Source organism: Streptomyces fulvorobeus, assembly GCF_013167895.1.
In the GTDB taxonomy this organism is placed as follows: Bacteria; Actinomycetota; Actinomycetes; order Streptomycetales; family Streptomycetaceae; genus Streptomyces; species Streptomyces fulvorobeus.
In genome coordinates this window covers 1407435-1427457 of sequence record NZ_BLWC01000001.1, presented here as the reverse complement: position 1 = coordinate 1427457, position 20023 = coordinate 1407435, and the positions used below count along the sequence as shown (strand labels likewise).

At 73.7% G+C, this 20023-nt stretch carries 18 protein-coding genes and 3 pseudogenes; 18 read left to right on the top strand and 3 right to left on the bottom strand.

Annotated elements, in window-relative coordinates; all coding sequences use genetic code 11:
* Window positions 1-5: 5 nt before the first annotated feature.
* From hisH to Sfulv_RS06345, 7 genes and pseudogenes are all read left to right on the top strand, one after another.
* Complete coding sequence (gene hisH / locus Sfulv_RS06375) at window positions 6-647, top strand: imidazole glycerol phosphate synthase subunit HisH (RefSeq protein ID WP_173312590.1); 642 nt, start codon at window positions 6-8, stop codon at window positions 645-647.
* Window positions 647-1372, top strand: a complete 726-nt coding sequence (gene priA, locus Sfulv_RS06370) for a bifunctional 1-(5-phosphoribosyl)-5-((5-phosphoribosylamino)methylideneamino)imidazole-4-carboxamide isomerase/phosphoribosylanthranilate isomerase PriA (protein ID WP_173312587.1) — start codon at window positions 647-649, stop codon at window positions 1370-1372. The genes hisH and priA overlap by 1 nt, the downstream gene beginning before the upstream one ends.
* Entirely contained in the window at window positions 1369-1767 is a 399-nt protein-coding gene (locus Sfulv_RS06365) for a RidA family protein (protein WP_173312584.1), read from the top strand. The genes priA and Sfulv_RS06365 overlap by 4 nt, the downstream gene beginning before the upstream one ends.
* On the top strand, window positions 1764-2519 hold the full coding sequence (hisF, locus tag Sfulv_RS06360) for an imidazole glycerol phosphate synthase subunit HisF (RefSeq protein WP_173312581.1): 756 nt from the start codon (window positions 1764-1766) through the stop codon (window positions 2517-2519). The genes Sfulv_RS06365 and hisF overlap by 4 nt, the downstream gene beginning before the upstream one ends.
* 212 nt (window positions 2520-2731) lie before the next feature.
* A complete protein-coding gene (gene bdeA / locus Sfulv_RS06355) occupies window positions 2732-3664 on the top strand; it encodes a bis(hydroxyethyl) terephthalate hydrolase (protein ID WP_173312578.1) in 933 nt (310 codons plus the stop codon).
* Between the two features lie 207 nt (window positions 3665-3871).
* A pseudogene (locus tag Sfulv_RS06350) lies at window positions 3872-6657 on the top strand (helix-turn-helix transcriptional regulator).
* Between the two features lie 208 nt (window positions 6658-6865).
* The gene (locus Sfulv_RS06345) at window positions 6866-8182 is read left to right on the top strand and encodes a PucR family transcriptional regulator (protein WP_173312575.1); all 1317 of its coding nucleotides are present in this window, start codon (window positions 6866-6868) and stop codon (window positions 8180-8182) included.
* 206 nt (window positions 8183-8388) lie between these two features.
* On the opposite strand, the gene Sfulv_RS06340 is transcribed toward Sfulv_RS06345, so the two are convergent.
* Entirely contained in the window at window positions 8389-9021 is a 633-nt protein-coding gene (locus Sfulv_RS06340) for a TIGR03085 family metal-binding protein (protein ID WP_173312572.1), read from the bottom strand.
* An 85-nt stretch (window positions 9022-9106) separates the two neighbouring features.
* Between Sfulv_RS06340 and hisI the strand changes: the two genes are divergently transcribed.
* The 11 genes and pseudogenes from hisI to lgt all read left to right on the top strand — a co-directional run bounded on the left by hisI (window position 9107) and on the right by lgt (window position 17957).
* Window positions 9107-9499 carry a phosphoribosyl-AMP cyclohydrolase gene (gene hisI / locus Sfulv_RS06335; protein WP_173312569.1) on the top strand — a complete coding sequence of 131 codons (393 nt, stop codon included), beginning with the start codon at window positions 9107-9109 and terminating at the stop codon, window positions 9497-9499.
* An 11-nt stretch (window positions 9500-9510) separates the two neighbouring features.
* Window positions 9511-11004, top strand: a complete 1494-nt coding sequence (locus tag Sfulv_RS06330) for an anthranilate synthase component I (RefSeq protein ID WP_173312566.1) — start codon at window positions 9511-9513, stop codon at window positions 11002-11004.
* A 14-nt stretch (window positions 11005-11018) separates the two neighbouring features.
* Window positions 11019-11677: pseudogene (locus tag Sfulv_RS06325) on the top strand (TIGR02234 family membrane protein).
* Window positions 11678-11772: 95 nt separating this feature from the next.
* Window positions 11773-12021 carry an HGxxPAAW family protein gene (locus Sfulv_RS06320; RefSeq protein ID WP_173312563.1) on the top strand — a complete coding sequence of 83 codons (249 nt, stop codon included), beginning with the start codon at window positions 11773-11775 and terminating at the stop codon, window positions 12019-12021.
* Window positions 12022-12101: 80 nt separating this feature from the next.
* Window positions 12102-12590: a DUF2752 domain-containing protein gene (locus tag Sfulv_RS06315; RefSeq protein ID WP_218578037.1), complete on the top strand. Its 489-nt coding sequence runs from the start codon at window positions 12102-12104 to the stop codon at window positions 12588-12590.
* Between the two features lie 124 nt (window positions 12591-12714).
* Complete coding sequence (gene trpC / locus Sfulv_RS06310) at window positions 12715-13524, top strand: indole-3-glycerol phosphate synthase TrpC (protein ID WP_173312557.1); 810 nt, start codon at window positions 12715-12717, stop codon at window positions 13522-13524.
* 8 nt (window positions 13525-13532) lie between these two features.
* A complete protein-coding gene (gene trpM, locus Sfulv_RS06305) occupies window positions 13533-13748 on the top strand; it encodes a tryptophan biosynthesis modulator TrpM (RefSeq protein WP_173312554.1) in 216 nt (71 codons plus the stop codon).
* 142 nt (window positions 13749-13890) lie between these two features.
* A complete protein-coding gene (trpB, locus tag Sfulv_RS06300; RefSeq protein WP_173312550.1) occupies window positions 13891-15171 on the top strand; it encodes a tryptophan synthase subunit beta in 1281 nt (426 codons plus the stop codon).
* Entirely contained in the window at window positions 15168-15980 is an 813-nt protein-coding gene (gene trpA / locus Sfulv_RS06295) for a tryptophan synthase subunit alpha (protein ID WP_173312547.1), read from the top strand. The genes trpB and trpA overlap by 4 nt, the downstream gene beginning before the upstream one ends.
* A gap of 75 nt (window positions 15981-16055) precedes the next feature.
* Window positions 16056-16877, top strand: coding sequence for a DsbA family protein (locus tag Sfulv_RS06290; protein ID WP_173312544.1), 822 nt, complete (start codon window positions 16056-16058; stop codon window positions 16875-16877).
* Window positions 16878-16976: 99 nt separating this feature from the next.
* Entirely contained in the window at window positions 16977-17957 is a 981-nt protein-coding gene (gene lgt / locus Sfulv_RS06285) for a prolipoprotein diacylglyceryl transferase (RefSeq protein ID WP_173312541.1), read from the top strand.
* A gap of 74 nt (window positions 17958-18031) precedes the next feature.
* Here lgt and Sfulv_RS06280 read toward each other — a convergent pair whose 3' ends face one another.
* Together Sfulv_RS06280 and Sfulv_RS06275 are read right to left on the bottom strand one after the other, a co-directional pair.
* The gene (locus Sfulv_RS06280; RefSeq protein WP_173312538.1) at window positions 18032-18841 is read right to left on the bottom strand and encodes an HpcH/HpaI aldolase/citrate lyase family protein; all 810 of its coding nucleotides are present in this window, start codon (window positions 18839-18841) and stop codon (window positions 18032-18034) included.
* Window positions 18838-20023 (bottom strand): annotated as a pseudogene (locus tag Sfulv_RS06275) (CaiB/BaiF CoA transferase family protein); the annotation flags it as partial. The pseudogene Sfulv_RS06275 and the gene Sfulv_RS06280, both read right to left, overlap by 4 nt.

Genomic DNA, 20023 nt, shown 5'->3' with positions numbered 1-20023 from the left:
CGTCTGTGAGTGACAAGAAGAAGGTCGTCGTCTTCGACTACGGCTTCGGCAACGTACGTTCCGCCGAGCGGGCCCTCGCCCACGTCGGCGCGGACGTCGAGATCACCCGCGACTTCGACACGGCGATGAACGCCGACGGACTGCTGGTACCCGGCGTCGGAGCGTTCTCCGCCTGCATGGAAGGGCTGAGGAAGGCCCGCGGCGAATGGGTCATCGGCCGCAGGCTGGCCGGCGGACGTCCTGTCATGGGCATCTGCGTCGGCATGCAGATCCTGTTCGAGCGCGGCATCGAGCACGGCGTGGAGACCGCAGGGCTGGACGAGTGGCCAGGCACCGTCGGCCCGCTCAAGGCCGACGTCGTCCCGCACATGGGCTGGAACACCGTCCAGGCCCCCGGGGACTCCCAGCTCTTCGCCGGTCTCGACGCCGGGGCACGGTACTACTTCGTGCACTCCTACGCGGCGCACGACTGGTCCCTGGAAGTCACCAACGCCAAGATCCGCGCGCCCAGGGTCACCTGGTCCACGCACGGCGAGCGCTTCGTGGCGGCCGTGGAGAACGGCGCGCTGTGGGCCACCCAGTTCCACCCCGAGAAGTCCGGCGACGCCGGCGCCCAGCTGCTGACCAACTGGATCGAGACGCTGTAATGACGAAGCTTGAACTGCTCCCCGCCGTCGACGTCCGCGACGGCCAGGCCGTCCGTCTCGTCCACGGCGAGTCCGGCTCCGAGACCTCGTACGGTGACCCGCTGCAGGCCGCCCTCACGTGGCAGCGGGCGGGCGCCGAGTGGCTGCACCTCGTGGACCTGGACGCCGCGTTCGGCACCGGTGACAACCGGGCGCGGATCGCCGAGGTCGCCCGCTCCATGGACATCAAGGTGGAGCTCTCCGGCGGCATCCGTGACGACGCCTCGCTCGCCGCGGCCCTCGCCACCGGCTGCACCCGCGTCAACCTCGGCACCGCTGCCCTGGAGACCCCGGAGTGGGTCGCCAAGGTGATCGCCGAGCACGGCGACAAGATCGCCGTGGGCCTCGACGTCCGCGGCACCACCCTGCGCGGCCGCGGCTGGACCCGCGACGGCGGAGACCTCTACGAGACGCTGGCCCGCCTCGACTCCGAGGGCTGCGCCCGCTACGTCGTCACCGACATCGCCAAGGACGGCACCCTCCAGGGCCCCAACCTGGAGCTCCTGAGGAACGTCTGCGCAGCCACCGACAAGCCCGTCGTCGCCTCCGGCGGCGTCTCCTCGCTGGACGACCTGCGGGCGATCTCCTCGCTCGTCCCGGACGGCGTCGAGGGCGCGATCGTCGGCAAGGCGCTCTACGCGAAGGCGTTCACCCTCGAAGAGGCGCTCAAGGCGGTCTCCGCATGACGGACTCCGTACGCCGCCTCTCCACCGGCGCCCCCTGGGAGGACAGGTTCGGCTACTCCCGCGCCGTGGAACTGCCCGGCGGACTCGTCCTGGTCTCCGGCTGCACGTCGGTGGTGAAGGGCGAGATCTCGGCGGGCAGCCCGTACGAACAGACCATGACCGCCTTCGGTGTCGCCTTCGAGGCGCTGAAGGAGCTCGGCCTCGGCCGCGAGGACGTCGTGCGCACCCGGCTGTACCTCACGCACGCCCGGGACGTCGACGACGTGGGCCGCGCCCACAGGGAACTCTTCGAAGACGTCCGGCCCGCCGCCACGATGATCATCGTGTCCGGGTTCGTCGACCCGAGCCTGGTCGTCGAGGTCGAGGTCGAGGCATTCAGGGCAGGTACGCAGTGAGCCTCGCCGTACGGGTCATCCCCTGCCTGGACGTGGACAACGGCCGGGTCGTCAAGGGCGTCAACTTCCAGAACCTCCGCGACGCGGGCGACCCGGTGGAGATGGCGAAGCTGTACGACGCCGAGGGCGCCGACGAGCTGACCTTCCTGGACATCACCGCGTCGAGCGGCGACCGGGAGACCACCTACGACGTGGTGCGCCGCACCGCCGAGCAGGTCTTCATCCCGCTCACGGTCGGCGGGGGCGTCCGCACCACCGACGACGTCGACAAGCTGCTGCGCGCCGGTGCCGACAAGGTCGGCGTCAACACCGCGGCCATCGCCAGGCCCGAGCTGATCCGCGAGATCGCCGAACGCTTCGGGCGCCAGGTGCTCGTCCTCTCGGTCGACGCCCGCCGCACCCCGGCGGGCACGTTCGAGGTGACGACGCACGGCGGACGCAAGGGCACCGGCATCGACGCCGTCGAGTGGGCGCACCGGGCGGCCGAGCTCGGCGCGGGCGAGATCCTGCTCAACTCGATGGACGCCGACGGGACGAAGGACGGCTACGACACCGAGATGATCGCCGCCGTGCGCAAGCACGTCACGGTTCCCGTCATCGCCTCCGGTGGGGCCGGCCGGCTCGCGGACTTCGCGCCCGCGATCGTCGCGGGCGCCGACGCGGTGCTCGCCGCGTCCGTCTTCCACTTCGGTGACCTGCGGATCTCCGAGGTCAAGGGTGCCCTCCGGGAAGCCGGCCACCCGGTCCGCTGAGGACCGCTCGACGGCAGGAATCCCGCGAGGGGCACAGAGGCCCGGTCGCGAAGACCGGTGATCTCACCGATGTGCGCACCCGGGGTGCACCACCAGAGTGACGACCGCCAACGAAGAACGGCGGCAGCCACGCGGTGCACCCCGGAGCCTTGGGCGAGGTTCCCGGGTCCCCGAGCACGGTGTGGTTGCGCCACAACCGAGAGGACCCCCTCGTGCACCAGCTCCTCACCTCCGGCGGCACATCCCCGCGCCGTCACCCGGTGGCCACGGGCCGCACCCGCACTCTCAGGAATTTGCTGGTCACCGCAGCCGCCACCGCCGGTCTCTTCACCGCGCTGGTCCCCGCCGGCGCCCAGGCCGCCGACAACCCCTACCAGCGCGGCCCCGCGCCGACCGTGTCGAGCATCGAGGCGAGCCGCGGCACGTACGCCGTCTCGCAGACCACGGTCTCCTCGCTGGTGAGCGGCTTCGGCGGCGGCACCATCTACTACCCGACGTCCACCGCCGACGGCACCTTCGGCGCGGTCGCCGTCGCCCCCGGTTTCACCGCCTCCCAGTCCAGCATGGCCTGGTACGGACCGCGGCTCGCCTCCCAGGGCTTCGTCGTCTTCACCATCGACACCAACTCCACGATGGACCAGCCCGCCAGCCGCGGCGACCAGCTCCTGGCCGCACTGGACTACCTGACGCAGCAGAGCTCGGTGCGCAGCCGGATCGACAGCTCCCGGCTCGGCGTGATGGGCCACTCCATGGGCGGGGGCGGCGCGCTGGAAGCCGCCAAGGACCGCACTTCGCTGAAGGCGGCGATCCCGCTGACCGGCTGGAACACCGACAAGACGTGGCCGGAGGTGCGGACGCCCACCCTGGTCGTCGGCGCGGACGGTGACACCGTGGCGTCGGTCGCCTCGCACTCCGAGCCGTTCTACAACACCCTGCCCAGCACGCTCGACAAGGCGTACCTGGAGCTCCGCGGAGCCTCGCACTTCACGCCCAACTCCTCCAACACCACGATCGCGAAGTACAGCATCTCGTGGCTGAAGCGCTTCATCGACAACGACACCCGGTACGAGCAGTTCCTCTGCCCGCTGCCGCAGGCGAGCCTGACCATCGCCGAGTACCGGGGCACGTGCCCGCACGGCTCCTGACGCAGGGCGCAAGGGCCGTACCGGGACATCCCGGTCCGGCCCTTCCGCATGCCGCCAACCCCCGGGTACTGTGCCGCCGCACAGCACCCGGCGCCTTCCGTTGGGAGACCGCCCCGCACCGGGCCGTCCGGGCCCGGCATCCGGACCGGCATCTTCCGAGGTTGTTTACGCAGAAGTAACGTGGCGGCCGTGACCTCATCCACGACCGTGCACAGTCCGCTCCGGCTGTACGGCCGCAGCGGTGAACTCGCCATTCTCCAGGGGCTGCTGGCGCGACTGCGGGCAGGTGACGGCGGTGCGCTCGTCCTGGCGTCGCCGCCCGGCCTCGGCCGCACCGCGCTCCTGAGAAGGACCGCCGCCCACCACGCGGACGACCAGGGGCCGGTGCTGTACGCCACGGGGGCGCCCGCCGAGCAGCGGCTGCCCTACAGCGGACTGCACGCCCTGCTCTGCTCGGCGCCCGGCGTGCCGCCGGCGGAGGCCGACCGGGTGCTGCGCTCCGGCGTCACCCCGGGCGGTCTGCTCGGCCTGCTGAGAGGGCTCGGCGCCCGACGGCCCCTGCTGGTCTGCGTCGACGACGCGCACGCCTGGGACCCCGACTCGCGGGCCGCGCTCGGCTTCGCCGCCCGCCGGCTCGGCGCGGGCAGCAGGGTCGCCGTGGTCCTGGGAGCGGAGGACGAGAGCAGCTTCGCCGGGCTGCCGGCGCTCCGGCTCGGCCCGCTCGGCGACGACGCGGCCGCCGCCCTGCTGGACCGGCTCACCGAAGGGACCGGCGGCGTCGACCCGGTCGTACGCGGCGAACTGCTGCGGGAAGCGGCCGGGAACCCGCGCCTGCTCGCCGGAATCGCCGGCCGGCTCACCGCCGACCAGCTCGCAGGACGCACCGCGCTGCCCTACCCGCTGCCCGGCGCCGAAGGCGTCCTCGACGCGCACGCGGCCCACCTCGACGCCCTCGCTCCGGACACCCGCACCCTGCTGCTGCTGGCCGCGGCGGCCGACGAACACGAACCGGACGGCGCGGGCACCGACGCCGCGCTCCTCATGCGGGCGGGGGCGGGCGCCGGGCTCACCGCCGGCTTCCTCGACGACGTGCTCCTGGGCTCCGCCGGAATCACGGGCATCCTCCAACGGACCGGCAGCCGGCTGCACTTCAGCCATCCGCTGCTGCGCCGCGCCGTCCTGCACCACGCGCCCCCGGCCAGGCGCCGGGCCGCTCACGAACTGCTCGCCACCCTGCTGGCCGGGCCCGGCGCGTCACCGCTGCCCTCCCTCGTCCAGCGGGCCTGCGCCGCTCCGGGCCCCGACGCGGCGCTCGCCGGACAACTGGCGGCGGCGGCCGTCGCACCCCGCCCGCACGCCGAACGCTCCGCCGCGCTCGCCCGGTCCGCCGCGCTCTCCCTGGACGAACCGCTGCGCGCCGCCCGGTTCGCCGCCGCGGCCGAACACGCCAGGCTCGCGGGCGACGCGGGCCGCTCCCGCGCCCTGCTCGCCCGCACCGGCGCCCACACGGTGGCCGGGCACCCCTCCTCGTACGGCACGGCCCGGGGGAGCGGCACCCTCACCGCCGGAGGTCTCGCCGCCTACGTACGCGGCATGCTCGCCCTGCGCGACGGACCCGTCGCCGACGCCCGGGAGGCCCTCATCACCGCGGCCGGGCTGCTCGCGGCGCACGACCCGCGCCGCGCCCTTGACGCCCTCCTCGGGGCGGCCGAGGCCGCCTGGGCGATGGGGGACGCCGTCGCCTACCTGGACGCGATGAGCAGGATTCCCGGCTCCCCGCAGGACCGGGCGCTGGCGCTCTACCGGGCCGGGATGTGCGCGATGCTCGGCGGGCGCACCGAGGAGGGCCACGCCTCGCTGCGGGAGTGCCTGGACACCTCCGAGGCCACCGAGGACCCGGGCGCCCTGCTGCGGGCCGGGGTCTCGGCACTGGTCCTCGGCGAGGTCGAGGACGCCTGCCGGTCCGGCGCCCGGGCGCTGGCGGCCGTCCGTACGCGCGGCCCCGAAGCGCTGCTGCCGCAAGCCCTGGAACACCTCGCCTACGCCGAACTGCGCGCCGGCCGCCACGCCAGAGCCCGCGCACACGCCCTGGAGGGCCTGCACGCCGCCCGCCGTACCGGGCAGCCCAACGCCTCCGCCCACCTGCACGCCGTCCTGGCGCTCGCCGCCTCGGTCGAGGGCCCCGCCGAGGCGTGCGCCGCCCACTGCGACGCGGCCCTGGCCGGTGCGGGGCCGCACGGCCTCACGCAGGCGGCGACCCTGGCGACCTGGGCCGTGGCCCGCGCCGACCTGGCCGCCGGACGGCCGGGCGAGGCGGCGGCCAGGCTCGCGCCGCTGGTCGGCCCGGGGCCCCGGCGCGGCCACTTCGCCACCCGGCTGCTCGCCATACCGTGCTACGTCGAGGCCGCGGTGCTCTCCGGCCGCGCGGACGAGTCGCCGAGCGCCGTGGCGGCGGCCGTCGAGGAGTTCGCCGCCTGGTCCGGGCGCACCACCGACCCGCAGGTCCCCGCCCAGCTGGCCCGCTGCCAGGCCCTGCTGGCGCCCCGGAGGAGGCCGCCGCCCGTTACGCGGAGGCCATGGCCCACCACGACCGGGCGGGCGGCGACTTCGAACGCGCCCGTACGCAGCTCCTCCACGGCCAGTGGCTGCGGCGCCGCCGGCAGACCCGGGCGGCCCGGAGCCCTCTGCGCGACGCCCTGGTCGCCTTCGAACGCTGCTCGGCCCGCGCCTGGGCCGAGCGGGCCGCCGGCGAGCTCCGCGCGGCCGGGGAGGCGGTGGACGCACCCGAGACCACGGGGCCCGCCCCGCTCGCCGGGCTCACCCCGCAGCAGCAGCGGATCGCCCGGTACGTGGCGGAGGGCGCCACCAACCGGGAGGTGGCGGTACGCCTCTCCGTGAGCCCCCGGACGGTCGACCACCATCTGCGCAACGTCTTCGCCACCCTCGGCATCAGGTCGAGGACCGAACTCGCCAGGGTGCTGGGGCGCGCGTAGGGGGCGGCGTTCCGGTGCTCCGGCGACCGCATGTGTCCGGGAGGTTGCAGGACCGTGATGATAAGAACTCCGCAGACCCCTAGGTACCGACTGGGCGGTATGCCATTCTGCGGGCGTCAGGATCATTCGGTGTGCTCGTGCCCAAGGCCGGGCCGGGTCACCGGAGCCGGTCTGTCCACGAGCCGGCCGATTCCCGGTGGAGGCCGCCATGCCACAGGTCGTACGTTCACGGATCAGGGCGCTGCACGGGCCGCCCCCCGTAGCGCCGTCGCCGCACCGCTTCCGTTCGCTGGCCGACCGCGAGGCCGTCGCCGTACTGCACCGGGCCGCCCGGGTGCTCATCGCGGGCCTGCCCGAGCTCACGGACCGGCTCGTCGAGGCGCTCCGGGAGCAGGAACCCGGGTACCGCACCGCCATCGAGAACGAACCGGCCGAGGTGTGGCAGGAGGTGCACCACTCCCTGCGGCACAACGTCGGTTCTCTCCTCCGGCCCCGCGAGTCCCGGGAGGCCGCCCACCGGACCTCCCGGTGGATCGGCGAGGCCCGGGCCAAGCAGGGCGTACCCCTGGACGCGGTGCTGCACGCCTTCCGGATGGGCGGCGCGATGGTCTGGCAGGACCTCGTCGACGAGACCGCGCGCCGCCACCCCGAGGACATCAGACTGCTCGTGCATGTCGCCGCCGACGTCTGGAACTTCGTCGACGAGCACTGCGCCGTGGTCGCGGACGCCTACCGGCAGGCCGAACGCAGGCTGGTCTGGCGGCGCGAGAACCAGCAGCGCCTGATGACGGCCGCCCTGCTCGACGGCACGGCCAGGATCGCGGAGCTGCCGGACGCGGCGGCGATGCTGGGGCTTCCGGTGGACGGCCGGTACGCCGTGCTCGCGGTCGCCGCCGCGCGCCGGGCCCCGCACGGCGCGGACGAGCAGCCGCTGACGCTGCCCGCCGGCACGGACGTGCTGTGGCACCCGGGCCAGGAGACCGAGTTCGCGATCCTGGCACTGGCCCCGGGGTCCGCGTCCGTGGAGGGCGACGCGCACGGCCGGGCGCTGGACCAGGACGAACTGGCCGTACTGGCAGGCGGTTTGTCGGCGGCGCCGGGGACCCGGGTCGGCATCAGCTCCGTGGTCGGCGGCCTCGCCGCGCTCGGCGACGCGCGCCGGCTCGCCGAGACCGCGCTGCGGTCCTGCCCCTCCTCGGGCGGAGTCGTACTGCTCGACGAGCACCTGCCGACCGCGCTCGTCGTCTCGTCCCCCGGCCTCGGCAGGGCACTGGCCGCCCGGGTGCTGGGGCCGCTCGACCGCCTCGACCCGGCCGACCGCGACGTACTGATCGGGACGCTGACCGCCTGGCTGGACTCCGACGGGTCGGCGCAGCGGGCGGGGGCGCGGCTGTACTGCCACCGCAACACGGTGCTCAACCGGCTGCGGCGCTTCGAGCAGCTGACGGGCCGGTGTCTGACACGCCCGTCCGACGCGGTGGAGGTCTCCCTGGCGCTGGCGGCACGCCGGCTGCTCGGCGTCTGAGGGCGGGGCCGGGGGTTCGGGGACCCTGCCCCGCCCTCCCGGCCCCCCATCGCCGGACGGGCGCCACGTACGCCCGCCACGTCCGCGCCCGCACAGTCCTCCACCGGCGCGCTGTCCGGGGCGCCACCGGCACGTTCGGGCCGCCGGCCTCCGCCGCCCGCGGCTTCGGAGTCCCGCCGGTGACCGGCGCGTCGGACGCGCCGGTCCTACATCTCCAGGCGCGACAGCCGCAGCCTGGCCACCGCGTCCTGATCGCCCTCCAGACCGGCCTTCGCCACGTCCTGCCGCCCGAACAGGAACATCAGCAGCTCACCCGGTTCCCCGGTCACCGTCACCACAGGGGAGCCCTTGCGCGCGACCACCGTCCGGCCGTCCGGGCGGCGCAGGACCAGCCCGACCGGGGACCGGCGGCCCACCAGCCGGGCCGTCCGTTCCAGACGCGACCAGAGCGCGTCGGCGAAGACCGCGTCCAGCTCACGGGGCGACCAGTCGGGCTGGGCCCGGCGGACGTCCTCCGCGTGGACGTAGAACTCGACCGTGTTCGCCGCCTCGTCCACCTGCTTCAGGGCGAACGGGGAGAGCCTCGGCGGACCCGTGCGGATGAGCTGGACCAGCTCCTCGTAGGGCTTCGCGGCGAACTCGGCCTGCACCCGCTCCAGCCGGTTCCTGAGTGCTCCCAGGACCACTCCGCCCGCCGCGTCCGGGCGCCGCTCGCGCACCACCGCATGGGCGGCCAGGTCACGGGTACGCCAGCCCTCGCAGAGCGTCGGCGCGTCGGGACCCGCCGCCTCCAGCAGGTCGGCGAACAGAAGACGTTCACGCTTCGCATGGGTCGACATGTCCGCCAGGGTACGACCGCGCCCCGCCGTCCGCCCAGTGGACGCCCGCCCGGAAGGCCCTTCCCGGCACGGCACAATGGGGGCCATGACCAGCACGCCCACGCCCGGCGCCCCGTCGCCCGGTACGCCCGCCAGCAGCCTCGACCCCGCCATCGCCGCCCGCCTCAGGCGCGGCGCCGACGGGCTGGTCCCGGCCATCGCCCAGCAGTACGACACGGGCGAGGTCCTGATGCTCGGCTGGATGGACGACGAGGCGCTGCACCGCACCCTCACCACGGGCCGCTGCACCTACTGGTCCCGCAGCCGCCAGGAGTACTGGGTCAAGGGCGACACCTCCGGCCACGTCCAGCGGGTGAGATCCGTGGCGCTGGACTGCGACGCCGACACCGTCCTCGTCCGGGTGGACCAGACGGGCGCCGCCTGCCACACGGGCGACCGCACCTGCTTCGACGCCGACGTCCTCCCCCTCGCCGAGTAAGGTCACCGGCCATGGATCTTGAGACCTTCCGCAAGCTGGCCGTCGACCGGCGCGTCATCCCCGTCAGCCGCCGGCTCCTCGCGGACGGCGACACCCCGGTCGGGCTCTACCGCAAGCTCGCGGCCGAACGCACCGGCACCTTCCTGCTGGAATCCGCGGAGAACGGCCGGACCTGGTCCCGCTACTCCTTCATCGGCGTCCGCAGCGCCGCCACCCTGACGGTCCGCGACGGACAGGCCCACTGGCTGGGCACCCCACCCGTCGGAGTCCCCACGGACGGGGACCCGCTGCACGCCCTGCGCGCCACCATCGAGACCCTCCACACGCCGCGCGACCTGACCGACGACGAGAAGCTGCCGCCGTTCACCGGCGGCATGGTCGGCTACCTCGGTTACGACATCGTGCGCCGGCTGGAACGCATCGAGGAGCACGGCGGGGACGACCTGAAGCTCCCCGAGCTCACCATGCTGCTCACCTCGGACCTGGCCGTCCTCGACCACTGGGACGGCACGGTCCTCCTGATCGCCAACGCGATCAACCACAACGACCTCCAGACGGGCGCCGACGAGGCGTACGCGGACGCCGTGACCCGGCTCGACGCCATGGAGCAGGACCTCCGCCGCCCCGTCGAGAACGCCCCCACCGCGCTGCCGCCCTCCGAACTCCCGCCGTACACCGCCCTCTGGGGCGGCCCGGCCTACCAGGACGCCGTCGACGACATCAAGGAGCGCATCAGGGCCGGCGAAGCCTTCCAGGTGGTGCCCTCCCAGCGCTTCGAGACCCCGTGCACGGCGAGCGCCCTGGACGTCTACCGGGTGCTGCGCGCCACCAACCCCTCGCCGTACATGTACCTCCTGCGCTTCGACGGCTTCGACGTCGTCGGCTCCAGCCCGGAGGCCCTGGTCAAGGTGGAGGACGGGCGGGCCATGGTCCACCCCATCGCGGGCACCCGGCACCGCGGCGCCACCCCGCGGGAGGACCAGGCCCTCGCGGACGAACTCCTCGCCGACCCGAAGGAGCGCGCCGAGCACCTGATGCTCGTCGACCTCGGCCGCAACGACCTGGGGCGGGTCTGCGAACCCGGCAGCGTCGAGGTCGTCGACTTCATGTCCGTCGAGCGGTACTCGCACGTGATGCACATCGTCTCCACCGTCACCGGCCGCGTCGCCGACGACCGCACCGCGTTCGACGTCCTCACCGCCTGCTTCCCCGCGGGCACCCTCTCCGGAGCGCCCAAGCCGCGCGCCATGCAGATCATCGAGGAGCTGGAACCGACCAGGCGCGGACTGTACGGAGGCTGCGTCGGCTACCTCGACTTCGCGGGCGACTCCGACACCGCCATCGCCATCCGTACCGCCCTCCTGCGCGACGGCACCGCGTACGTCCAGGCCGGAGCGGGCGTCGTCGCCGACTCCGACCCGGTCTCCGAGGACACCGAATGCCGCAACAAGGCCGCCGCGGTCCTGCGCGCCGTCCACACGGCCAACCGCCTCCACGCGCTCTGAAGGCGTAAGGGATAGTGGAGTACGTGAGTGCTGTGCCCGTACCCCCGACCCGTGACCGAGCCGCCACCGCGCCCGACAGCGCGGGAAACCGCCGGAGCCTGGCCGCCGCCCTGCTCCTCGGGGCGGCGGGCTCGACCGTCGTTCTGCTCGCGTCCGGACAGACGTGGGCGAAGGGCGAGGCCGCGGTAGGCGGCGGGACCCTGCCCCTGACGGCCGAGGGCCAGGAGGTCACGGGCCTGCCCGCGGCCCTGGCCGTCGTCGCGCTGGCCGCCCTCGTCGCCGTGTTCGCGGTCCGGGGCGCCGGCCGCGTACTGGTCGCCGGACTCCTCGCCCTCAGTGGCCTGGGCGCCGCCCTGAGCGCCGGTTCCGGTGGTTCCGACAGCGCTGCCCTGGACGAGAAGGCCGCGCAGACCACCGGGAACACCTCGGCCACCATCGATGCCCTGACCCACACCGCCTGGCCCTACGTCACGGCCGCCGGCGGGCTGCTGATCCTGCTCGCGGGGCTGCTCGCCCTGCGCCACGGAAGCCGCTGGCCCACCATGTCGGGACGGTACGAGCGCGACGGCTCCCCCGCCCCCGCAGGGCCGCGCTCACCGCCCCGGACCCCGACCGCCCCGAGGACCTCTGGAAGGCCCTGGACCGCGGCGAGGACCCCACGCGCGAGGCATGACCCCCCAGCTCACGCCCCACCCGCGCGTACGGGACAATGGGAGCGAGCTTTCCGCACAGCGACACCTTCAGCGCAACACCAACGAGGAGCAACTCATGGCGGGCACCAGCCACGGACACACCCCGGCCGCCTGGACGGGTGTCATCATCGCGTTCATCGGCTTCTGTGTCGCGGGCGTCTTCACGGTCGCGGCCAACCCGCTCGGCTTCTGGGCCGGCATCGCCGTCATCTTCATCGGCGGCATCGTCGGTCTCGCCATGAGGGCCGCCGGGCTCGGCATGCCGAAGGAGTCGGACGAAGTGGCGCAGGCCAGGGCACGGGCGGGCCAGGCCCAGACGTCCTGACGTCCGGCCACCGGAAACACCACGCGAGGCGCGGCCCGGCCCGGGCTGCGCCTCGCCGCGTGAACGGGGACAATCACCGGGTGGACGCCTCGCCAGCCCAAGACGCCGCCCCGCTCCCGGACGGCCCCCCGCCCGCCACCGCCCCCGTCCCCGGCTCCGCCCGTGAGCGCACCTCCCGGCTCAGGCGGCTCGCCGCCCCCGCGGGCGTGCTCGCCCTCGTCCTCGGAGCCTTCGGTTACGTGGGCACGGTCGACCCGAACGAACCGGGCCACTACCCGGTCTGCCCGCTGCTCCAGCTCACCGGAGTGCTCTGCCCCGGCTGCGGCGGCCTGCGCAGCGCCCACGCCTTCGCACACGGCGACCTCGCCACCGCACTGGGCTCGAACGCCGTCGCCGTCGCCGGCTACGCCGTGTCCGCCGTCGTCTGGGTGCTGTGGGTGGTCCGCGCGAGCCGGGGCGAGCCCCTGCGCATCGCGCTCGCCCCGGTCCTCTGGTGGGGCGCCGGCGCGCTGCTGCTGATCTTCGCGATCGTCCGGAATCTGCCGTTCGGATCGGCGCTGGCGCCGTGAATGCCCAGGTACTGGGACGCGTGTCGACACGATGCGGGCCAGGCGGCCTCCTGCGGATACCATCGGGATGGCTGATCCTGTTCTCTCATCACCGTCATCACCGTCCCGGAAGGGGGCCGCTCGCGTGAGTGTGCTCGACGAGATCATCGAAGGCGTTCGCGCCGACCTCGCGGAGCGGCAGACGCGCGTCAGCCTCGACGAGCTCAAGGAGCGCGCGGCCCGCGCTCCCGCGGCGAAGGACGGGGTCGCCGCACTGCGCGGCGAGGGCGTGACCGTCATCTGCGAGGTCAAGCGTTCCAGCCCCTCCAAGGGGGCCCTGGCCGCGATCGCCGACCCGGCCGCGCTCGCCGCGGACTACGAGGCCGGCGGCGCGTCCGTCATCTCCGTCCTCACCGAGGAGCGCCGCTTCGGCGGCTCGCTCGCGGACCTGGAGGCCGTCCGCGCGAAGGTCGACACCCCGATCCTGCGCAAGGACTTCATCGTCACCTCGTACCAGCTGTGGGAGGCCCGCGCCTACGGCGCCGACCTCGCGCTGCTGATCGTCGCCGCCCTCGACCAGGAGGCCCTGGTCTCGCTGATCGAGCGCGCCGAGTCGATCGGCCTGACGCCGCTCGTCGAAGCGCACGACGAGGAGGAGGCGGAGCGCGCGGTCGACGCCGGAGCGAAGATCATCGGTGTCAACGCGCGCAACCTGAAGGACCTCAAGGTCGACCGCTCCACCTTCGAGCGCGTCGCCCCCGAGATCCCCGACCACATCGTCAAGGTCGCCGAGTCCGGAGTCCGCGGGCCGCACGACCTGATCGCCTACGCCAACGCGGGCGCCGACGCCGTGCTCGTCGGCGAGTCCCTGGTCACCGGCCGCGACCCGCGGGCCGCCGTCGCCGACCTGGTCGCCGCGGGTGCCCACCCCGCTCTCCGGCACGGACGGGGCTGACCACTCCGATGTCCGCCGACCGTCCCGTACGCCGCCTCCGGCAGGGCTCGCGCCCCGTCGGGGCGGGCGCCCGGGTCCCGCACGCGCCGCTGGCCCGCGGCTGCCGCCCCCGCGGCTGCCGCGCCCCCGCCAGGCGCGTGCACGGCCGGCGCGTGCGGTACGTGATCGGCGACGAGCCGGGACAGGTCAACGGCATGCGATGGCGCACGGGGTCCGCGCCGTAGCGAGCCCCGGCCGTCACCCCCCGTCGCAGCAGACGGGGGACCCGCACGACCGCACCGCACCGACCGCACCGCGGTGGGCGTGGCGCTCGCCCCACGGCGCACACGGTGAATCCATCCGTTGCAATGTCGAGGAGCATGTCGCATGTCGTCCGACTTCTTCGTTCCGGACCCCGAGGGTCTGATCCCCAGCGCAGAGGGGTATTTCGGCGCCTTCGGCGGCGCGTTCATCCCGGAGGCGCTCGTCGCCGCCGTGGACGAGGTCGCCGTCGAGTACGACAAGGCCAAGAGCGATCCGGCCTTCGCCGCCGAGCTCAACGAGCTCATGGTCAACTACACCGGGCGCCCCAGCGCGCTGACCGAGGTCCCGCGCTTCGCCGAGCACGCCGGCGGCGCCCGGGTCTTCCTCAAGCGCGAGGACCTGAACCACACCGGCTCGCACAAGATCAACAACGTGCTGGGCCAGGCGCTGCTCACCAAGCGCATGGGCAAGACCCGCGTCATCGCCGAGACCGGCGCGGGCCAGCACGGAGTCGCCACGGCGACCGCCTGCGCGCTCTTCGGTCTCGACTGCACCATCTACATGGGCGAGATCGACACCGAGCGGCAGGCGCTCAACGTGGCGCGGATGCGGATGCTCGGCGCCGAGGTCGTCGCGGTGAAGTCGGGCTCCCGCACGCTCAAGGACGCCATCAACGAGGCGTTCCGCGACTGGGTCGCCAACGTGGACCGCACGCACTACCTCTTCGGCACGGTCGCGGGCCCGCACCCGTTCCCCGCGATGGTCCGCGACTTCCACCGGGTCATCGGTGTCGAGGCCAGGCGGCAGCTCCTGGAGCGCACCGGCCGGCTGCCGGACGCGGCGGTCGCCTGCGTCGGCGGCGGCTCCAACGCCATCGGCCTCTTCCACGCCTTCATCCCGGACGCCGGGGTCCGTCTGATCGGCTGCGAGCCGGCCGGACACGGCGTGGAGAGCGGTGAGCACGCGGCGACGCTCACCGCGGGCGAGCCCGGCATCCTGCACGGTTCGCGGTCCTACGTCCTCCAGGACGACGAGGGCCAGATCACCGAGCCGTACTCGATCTCGGCCGGACTCGACTACCCGGGCATCGGCCCGGAGCACGCCTACCTGAAGGACGTCGGCCGCGGCGAGTACCGCGCGGTCACCGACGACGCCGCCATGCAGGCGCTGCGCCTCCTCTCCCGTACCGAGGGGATCATCCCGGCCATCGAGAGCGCGCACGCGCTGGCCGGGGCACTGGAGGTCGGGAGGGAACTCGGCGGGGACGGACTGATCCTGATCAACCTGTCCGGCCGGGGCGACAAGGACATGGACACGGCCGCCCGTTACTTCGGGCTGTACGGCGGGGCCGACGCGGTCGTCGAGGCCGACGTCGCAGACGGGGAAGCAGAGGTCACCAAGTGAGCGGCAACGTGGAGCTGTTGGACACCGTCCTCGCCAAGGCGAAGGCGGAGGACCGGGCGGCGCTCATCGCCTACCTGCCCGCCGGGTTCCCGACCGTCGACGGCGCCATCGCCGCGGTCAAGGCGGTCATCGCCGGCGGCGCGGACGTCGTCGAGGTCGGCCTGCCGCACAGCGACCCGGTGCTCGACGGACCGGTCATCCAGACCGCCGACGACATCGCGCTGCGCGGCGGCGTCAGGATCGCCGACGTGATGCGGACGGTCCGCGAGGTGTACGAGGCGACCGGCGTCCCGGTCCTCGTCATGACGTACTGGAACCCCATCGACCGGTACGGCATCGCCCGCTTCACCGCGGAGCTCGCCGAGGCGGGCGGCGCCGGGTGCATCCTGCCCGACCTGCCGGTCCAGGAGTCGGCGGTATGGCGTGAGCACGCGGCCGAGCACGGCCTCGCGACCGTGTTCGTCGTCGCGCCGAGCAGCCAGGACAAGCGTCTCGCCACCATCACGGCGGCGGGCTCGGGCTTCGTCTACGCGGCCTCCCTCATGGGCGTCACCGGCACCCGGGTGTCGGTCGGCGAGCAGGCCCAGGACCTCGTGCGGCGCACCCGCGCCACCACCGGCCTGCCGGTCTGCGTGGGGCTCGGCGTCTCCGACGCAGCGCAGGCCCAGGAGGTCGCCGGCTTCGCGGACGGCGTGATCGTCGGCTCGGCCTTCGTCAAGCAGTTGCTGGACGCTCCCGACGAGGCCGCCGGTCTGGAAGCGGTCCGCGCGCTCGCGGCCGAACTGGCCGAAGGCGTTCGAAAGCGCTGAGACCGGGCGTCCCCCGTACGGGTGGACTCGGACCGGGGAGGCACGCACGTGCCTCCCCGGTTCGTTGCTGCGGGTGTGAGCGAGAACCATGAGGGAAACAGGACCGCGCGCGACCGGCTCGTCCAGCAGCGTGAGCGGGACCGGGCGCGCGAGCGCCGCCGGCGCACGCTGATCGTCGCGAGCGCGGTGGTGGGAGTGCTGGGGCTGGCCGCCGTGGTCGGTCTGATCGCCGCCGAGGCGGGCAAGGACGACGGCGGCAGCGGGGCGGGACCCGCGGTCGCGCCGTCGGGCGCCACCGGCGAGGAGGCCCTCACCCTGCGGGTCGGGCCGGCCGACGCGCCGTCCACGCTCACGATCTGGGAGGACTTCCGCTGCCCGGTCTGCGCCCAGTTCGAGACCGCCTTCCGCAAGACCCTCCACGACCTGCAGAGCAGCGGCCGGATCAAGGTCGAGTACCACCTCGCCACGATCATCGACGGCAACGTCGGCGGCAGCGGATCGCTGCGCGCCGCCAACGCGGCGGCCTGCGCGCAGGACGCCGGCAAGTTCGCCGACTACCACGACGTGCTCTTCGCCAACCAGCCCGCCGAGTCCGACGACGCCTTCGCCAGGAACAGCAAGCTGATCGAGCTGGCGGGCAAGGTCGAGGGCCTCGACACCCCGGCCTTCCGCAGCTGTGTGGAGGGCGGCACGCACGACAGCTGGGTCCAGAAGTCCAACACGGCCTTCGGGGACGGCGGATTCCAGGGCACTCCGACCGCCCTGCTCAACGGCGAGTCGATCTTTCCCAGCAAGGACGGGCAGCAGATCTCCGAGGCGAATCTCAAGAAGTGGGTCGCCGAGGCCAACAAGGGCAAGGAGCCGGCGAAGGTCACCCCGACGCCGTCGGCCTCCTGAGAAGGGCGCGGGGCGGGCCCGTCCGGGCCGCCCCGTTACCCAGAAGTTGCCGGACGGCCTGCCGTACGTCCCGCTCGGCAGGGTAGCGTCGACCCCGTCATGAACCTTGCCTTCATTCCCAGCCCGTCGACCGGTGTGATCGATCTCGGCCCGATCCCCCTTCGCGGCTACGCGTTCTGCATCATCATCGGTGTCTTCGTCGCCGTCTGGTTCGGCAACAAGCGCTGGCTCGCCCGGGGCGGCAAAGCCGGCACAGTCGCCGACATCGCCGTCTGGGCCGTGCCCTTCGGACTTGTCGGCGGCAGGCTCTACCACGTCATCACCGACTACCAGCTGTACTTCAGCGAGGGTGAGAACTGGGTCGACGCCTTCAAGATCTGGGAAGGCGGCCTCGGCATCTGGGGCGCGATCGCGCTCGGCGCGGTCGGTGCCTGGATCGGCTGCCGCCGCCGCGGAATCCCGCTGCCCGCCTGGGCCGACGCGCTCGCCCCCGGTATCGCTCTCGCCCAGGCCATCGGCCGCTGGGGCAACTGGTTCAACCAGGAGCTCTACGGCAGGCCGACCGATCTGCCCTGGGCGGTGAAGATCAGCGAGGGCCCGAACCGCGTCGAGGGCACCTACCACCCGACCTTCCTGTACGAGTCCCTGTGGTGCATCGGCGTCGCACTCCTGGTCATCTGGGCTGACCGCCGCTTCAGGCTCGGACACGGGCGGGCGTTCGCGCTCTACGTAGCGGCCTACTGCTCGGGCCGCGCCTGGATCGAGTACATGCGGGTCGACGAGGCCCACCACGTGCTGGGGCTCCGGCTCAACGTGTGGACCTCGATCATCGTCTTCGTGCTCGCCGTGACGTACATCGTGATCTCGGCGAAGCTGCGGCCGGGGCGCGAGGAGGTCGTGGAGCCCGAGGAGCGGGGCCGGGCCGACCTGTCCAAGGACGGTGCGGGCACCGGTGAAGACGCCGGTGCCGCCGATTCGGCCGACACCGCTGATCCGGCCGGCACCGCCGATTCGACCGACGCCACCGGCTCCGGCGGGCCCAGGGCCAACGGCGCTCCGGAGACCGCGGACAAGGGCTGAGGCTTCCGCGCGGGCGCACCCACCGCACCACGGCCGCCGGACGGGCTCGGTACTCCGAGCCCGTCCGGCGTCTCTCACGCCCGTCCGGCCAGCGTCAGTGTCCGCCGCGCGGCGGCCACCACCGCCGCGTCCACGAACCGCCCGTCCGCCAGCGCCTGCGCGCCCGTGTCCCGCAGGGCCGCCGCGACGATCTCCTCGGCGGCCTCGATCTCCTGGGCCGTGGGCCGGAACGCCCGCTCGATGACCGGAAGCTGGCGGGGATGGATCGCCGCCCGGCCCCACAGCCCCAGGGACCGGCCGCGGGCGCACGACGACCGCAGGCCGTCCAGATCCCGCAGGTCGGGGTAGACCGACTGGACGGGCGGGTCGAGCCCGGCCGCTCGCGCCGCGACCACGGTGCGGCCGCGCGCCCAGTCCAGCCCGGCGTCGTCCCGTACCCCCAGGTCCGCCCTGAGGTCCGCCTCGCCCAGCGCGACGCCCCGGACCGAACGGTGGGCGGAGGCGATGGTGTACGCGTGCTCGACGGCGAGCGCCGACTCCAGGAGCGGGTAGAGCGGGACGCCCGGTGCCAGCGCCGCCAGATGCTGGACGCCCGCCGCGTGCGTGATCTTGGGGAGCCGGAGCCCGGAGAGGCCCGGCAGCCCCGCCAGGGCCCGTACGTCGTCCTCGCCGTGGACCCGGACGTGCACCGGTACCGCGTGGGCCGCCGCCGGTTCGGTGAGGAGTTCGGCGGTGGCCGTCCGCGCGTACTCCTTCCGCTCGGGGGCGACCGCGTCCTCCAGGTCGACGATCACCACGTCCGCACCCGAGCGGAGCGCCTTGTCCACCACGTCCGGCCGGTCCCCGGGGACGTACAGCCAGGTCACAGGGATCGCGGTGGTCATAGCGCGCCCTCCGAGCGCAGCGCCGCTACCTGCGCCGCGGAGAGCCCGAGCTCACCGAGGATCTCCTCGGTGTCCGCTCCGTGCGGACGGCCGGCCCAGCGGATCGCGCCGGGGGTCTCCGAGAGGCGGAAGAGGACGTTCTGCATGCGCAGCGGGCCCAGTTCCGGGTCGTCGACCTCGGTGACCGAGTCGAGTGCCCGGTACTGCGGGTCCTCCATCACGTCCCGTACGTCATGGATCGGCGCGATGGCCGCCTCCGCCTTCTCGAACGCGGAGACCGCGTCCTCACGGGTGTGCCGGGCGATCCAGTTGCCGACCGCCTCGTCGAGCTCCTCGGTGTGCTCGGCGCGGGTCGTCCCGGCGGCGAACCACGGTTCGTCGATCAGCTCGGGGCGGCCGACCAGGCGCATCACGCGTTCGGCGACCGACTGGGCCGAGGTGGAGACCGCGACCCAGTGGCCGTCGGACGTGCGGTAGGTGTTGCGCGGGGCGTTGTTGCGGGAGCGGTTGCCGGTGCGCTCCTGGAGGTAACCGAGCTGGTCGTACCAGAGCGGCTGGGGGCCCAGGACCGTCAGGATCGGTTCGATGATCGCCATGTCGACGACCTGGCCCCGCCCGGTACGGTCCCGCCCGGCGAGCGCGGTCATCACGGCATACGCGGTGGCGAGCGCGGCGATCGAGTCGGCGAGGCCGAAGGGCGGCAGGGTCGGCGGGCCGTCCGGTTCGCCGGTGATCGCCGCGAAGCCGCTCATCGCCTCCGCGAGCGTGCCGAAGCCGGGCGGTGGGAGTAGGGGCCGAACTGGCCGAAGCCGGTGACCCGTGCCAGGACCAGGCGGGGGTTGACCGCGTGCAGCTCCGCGGGGCCGATGCCCCAGCGTTCCAGGGTGCCGGGCCGGAAGTTCTCGATGACGACGTCGGTGCCGGCGGCCAGTCCCAGCAGGACGTCACGGCCCCGGGGCTGGACAGGTCGAGGGTGAGGTTGCGCTTGTTGCGGCCCAGCAGCTTCCACCACAGGCCGATGCCGTCCTTCGCCGGGCCGTGCCCGCGCGAGGGGTCGGGCCTGCGGGGATGCTCGACCTTGATCACCTCGGCGCCGAAGTCGCCGAGCATGGTGGCCGCGAGAGGGCCCGCGAAGAGCGTCGCCAGGTCCAGGACGCGCAGGCCCGCCAGGGGAGTGGTGCG

Coding starts and splice junctions, on each gene's coding strand:
- priA (WP_173312587.1), top strand. CDS start 647: ATGACGAAGCTTGAACTGCTCCCCGCCGTCGACGTCCGCGACGGCCAG.
- Sfulv_RS06365 (WP_173312584.1), top strand. CDS start 1,369: ATGACGGACTCCGTACGCCGCCTCTCCACCGGCGCCCCCTGGGAGGAC.
- Sfulv_RS06345 (WP_173312575.1), top strand. CDS start 6,866: ATGCCACAGGTCGTACGTTCACGGATCAGGGCGCTGCACGGGCCGCCC.
- Sfulv_RS06340 (WP_173312572.1), bottom strand. CDS start 9,021: ATGTCGACCCATGCGAAGCGTGAACGTCTTCTGTTCGCCGACCTGCTG.
- hisI (WP_173312569.1), top strand. CDS start 9,107: ATGACCAGCACGCCCACGCCCGGCGCCCCGTCGCCCGGTACGCCCGCC.
- Sfulv_RS06330 (WP_173312566.1), top strand. CDS start 9,511: ATGGATCTTGAGACCTTCCGCAAGCTGGCCGTCGACCGGCGCGTCATC.
- Sfulv_RS06320 (WP_173312563.1), top strand. CDS start 11,773: ATGGCGGGCACCAGCCACGGACACACCCCGGCCGCCTGGACGGGTGTC.
- trpM (WP_173312554.1), top strand. CDS start 13,533: ATGTCCGCCGACCGTCCCGTACGCCGCCTCCGGCAGGGCTCGCGCCCC.
- trpB (WP_173312550.1), top strand. CDS start 13,891: ATGTCGTCCGACTTCTTCGTTCCGGACCCCGAGGGTCTGATCCCCAGC.
- lgt (WP_173312541.1), top strand. CDS start 16,977: ATGAACCTTGCCTTCATTCCCAGCCCGTCGACCGGTGTGATCGATCTC.
- Sfulv_RS06280 (WP_173312538.1), bottom strand. CDS start 18,841: ATGACCACCGCGATCCCTGTGACCTGGCTGTACGTCCCCGGGGACCGG.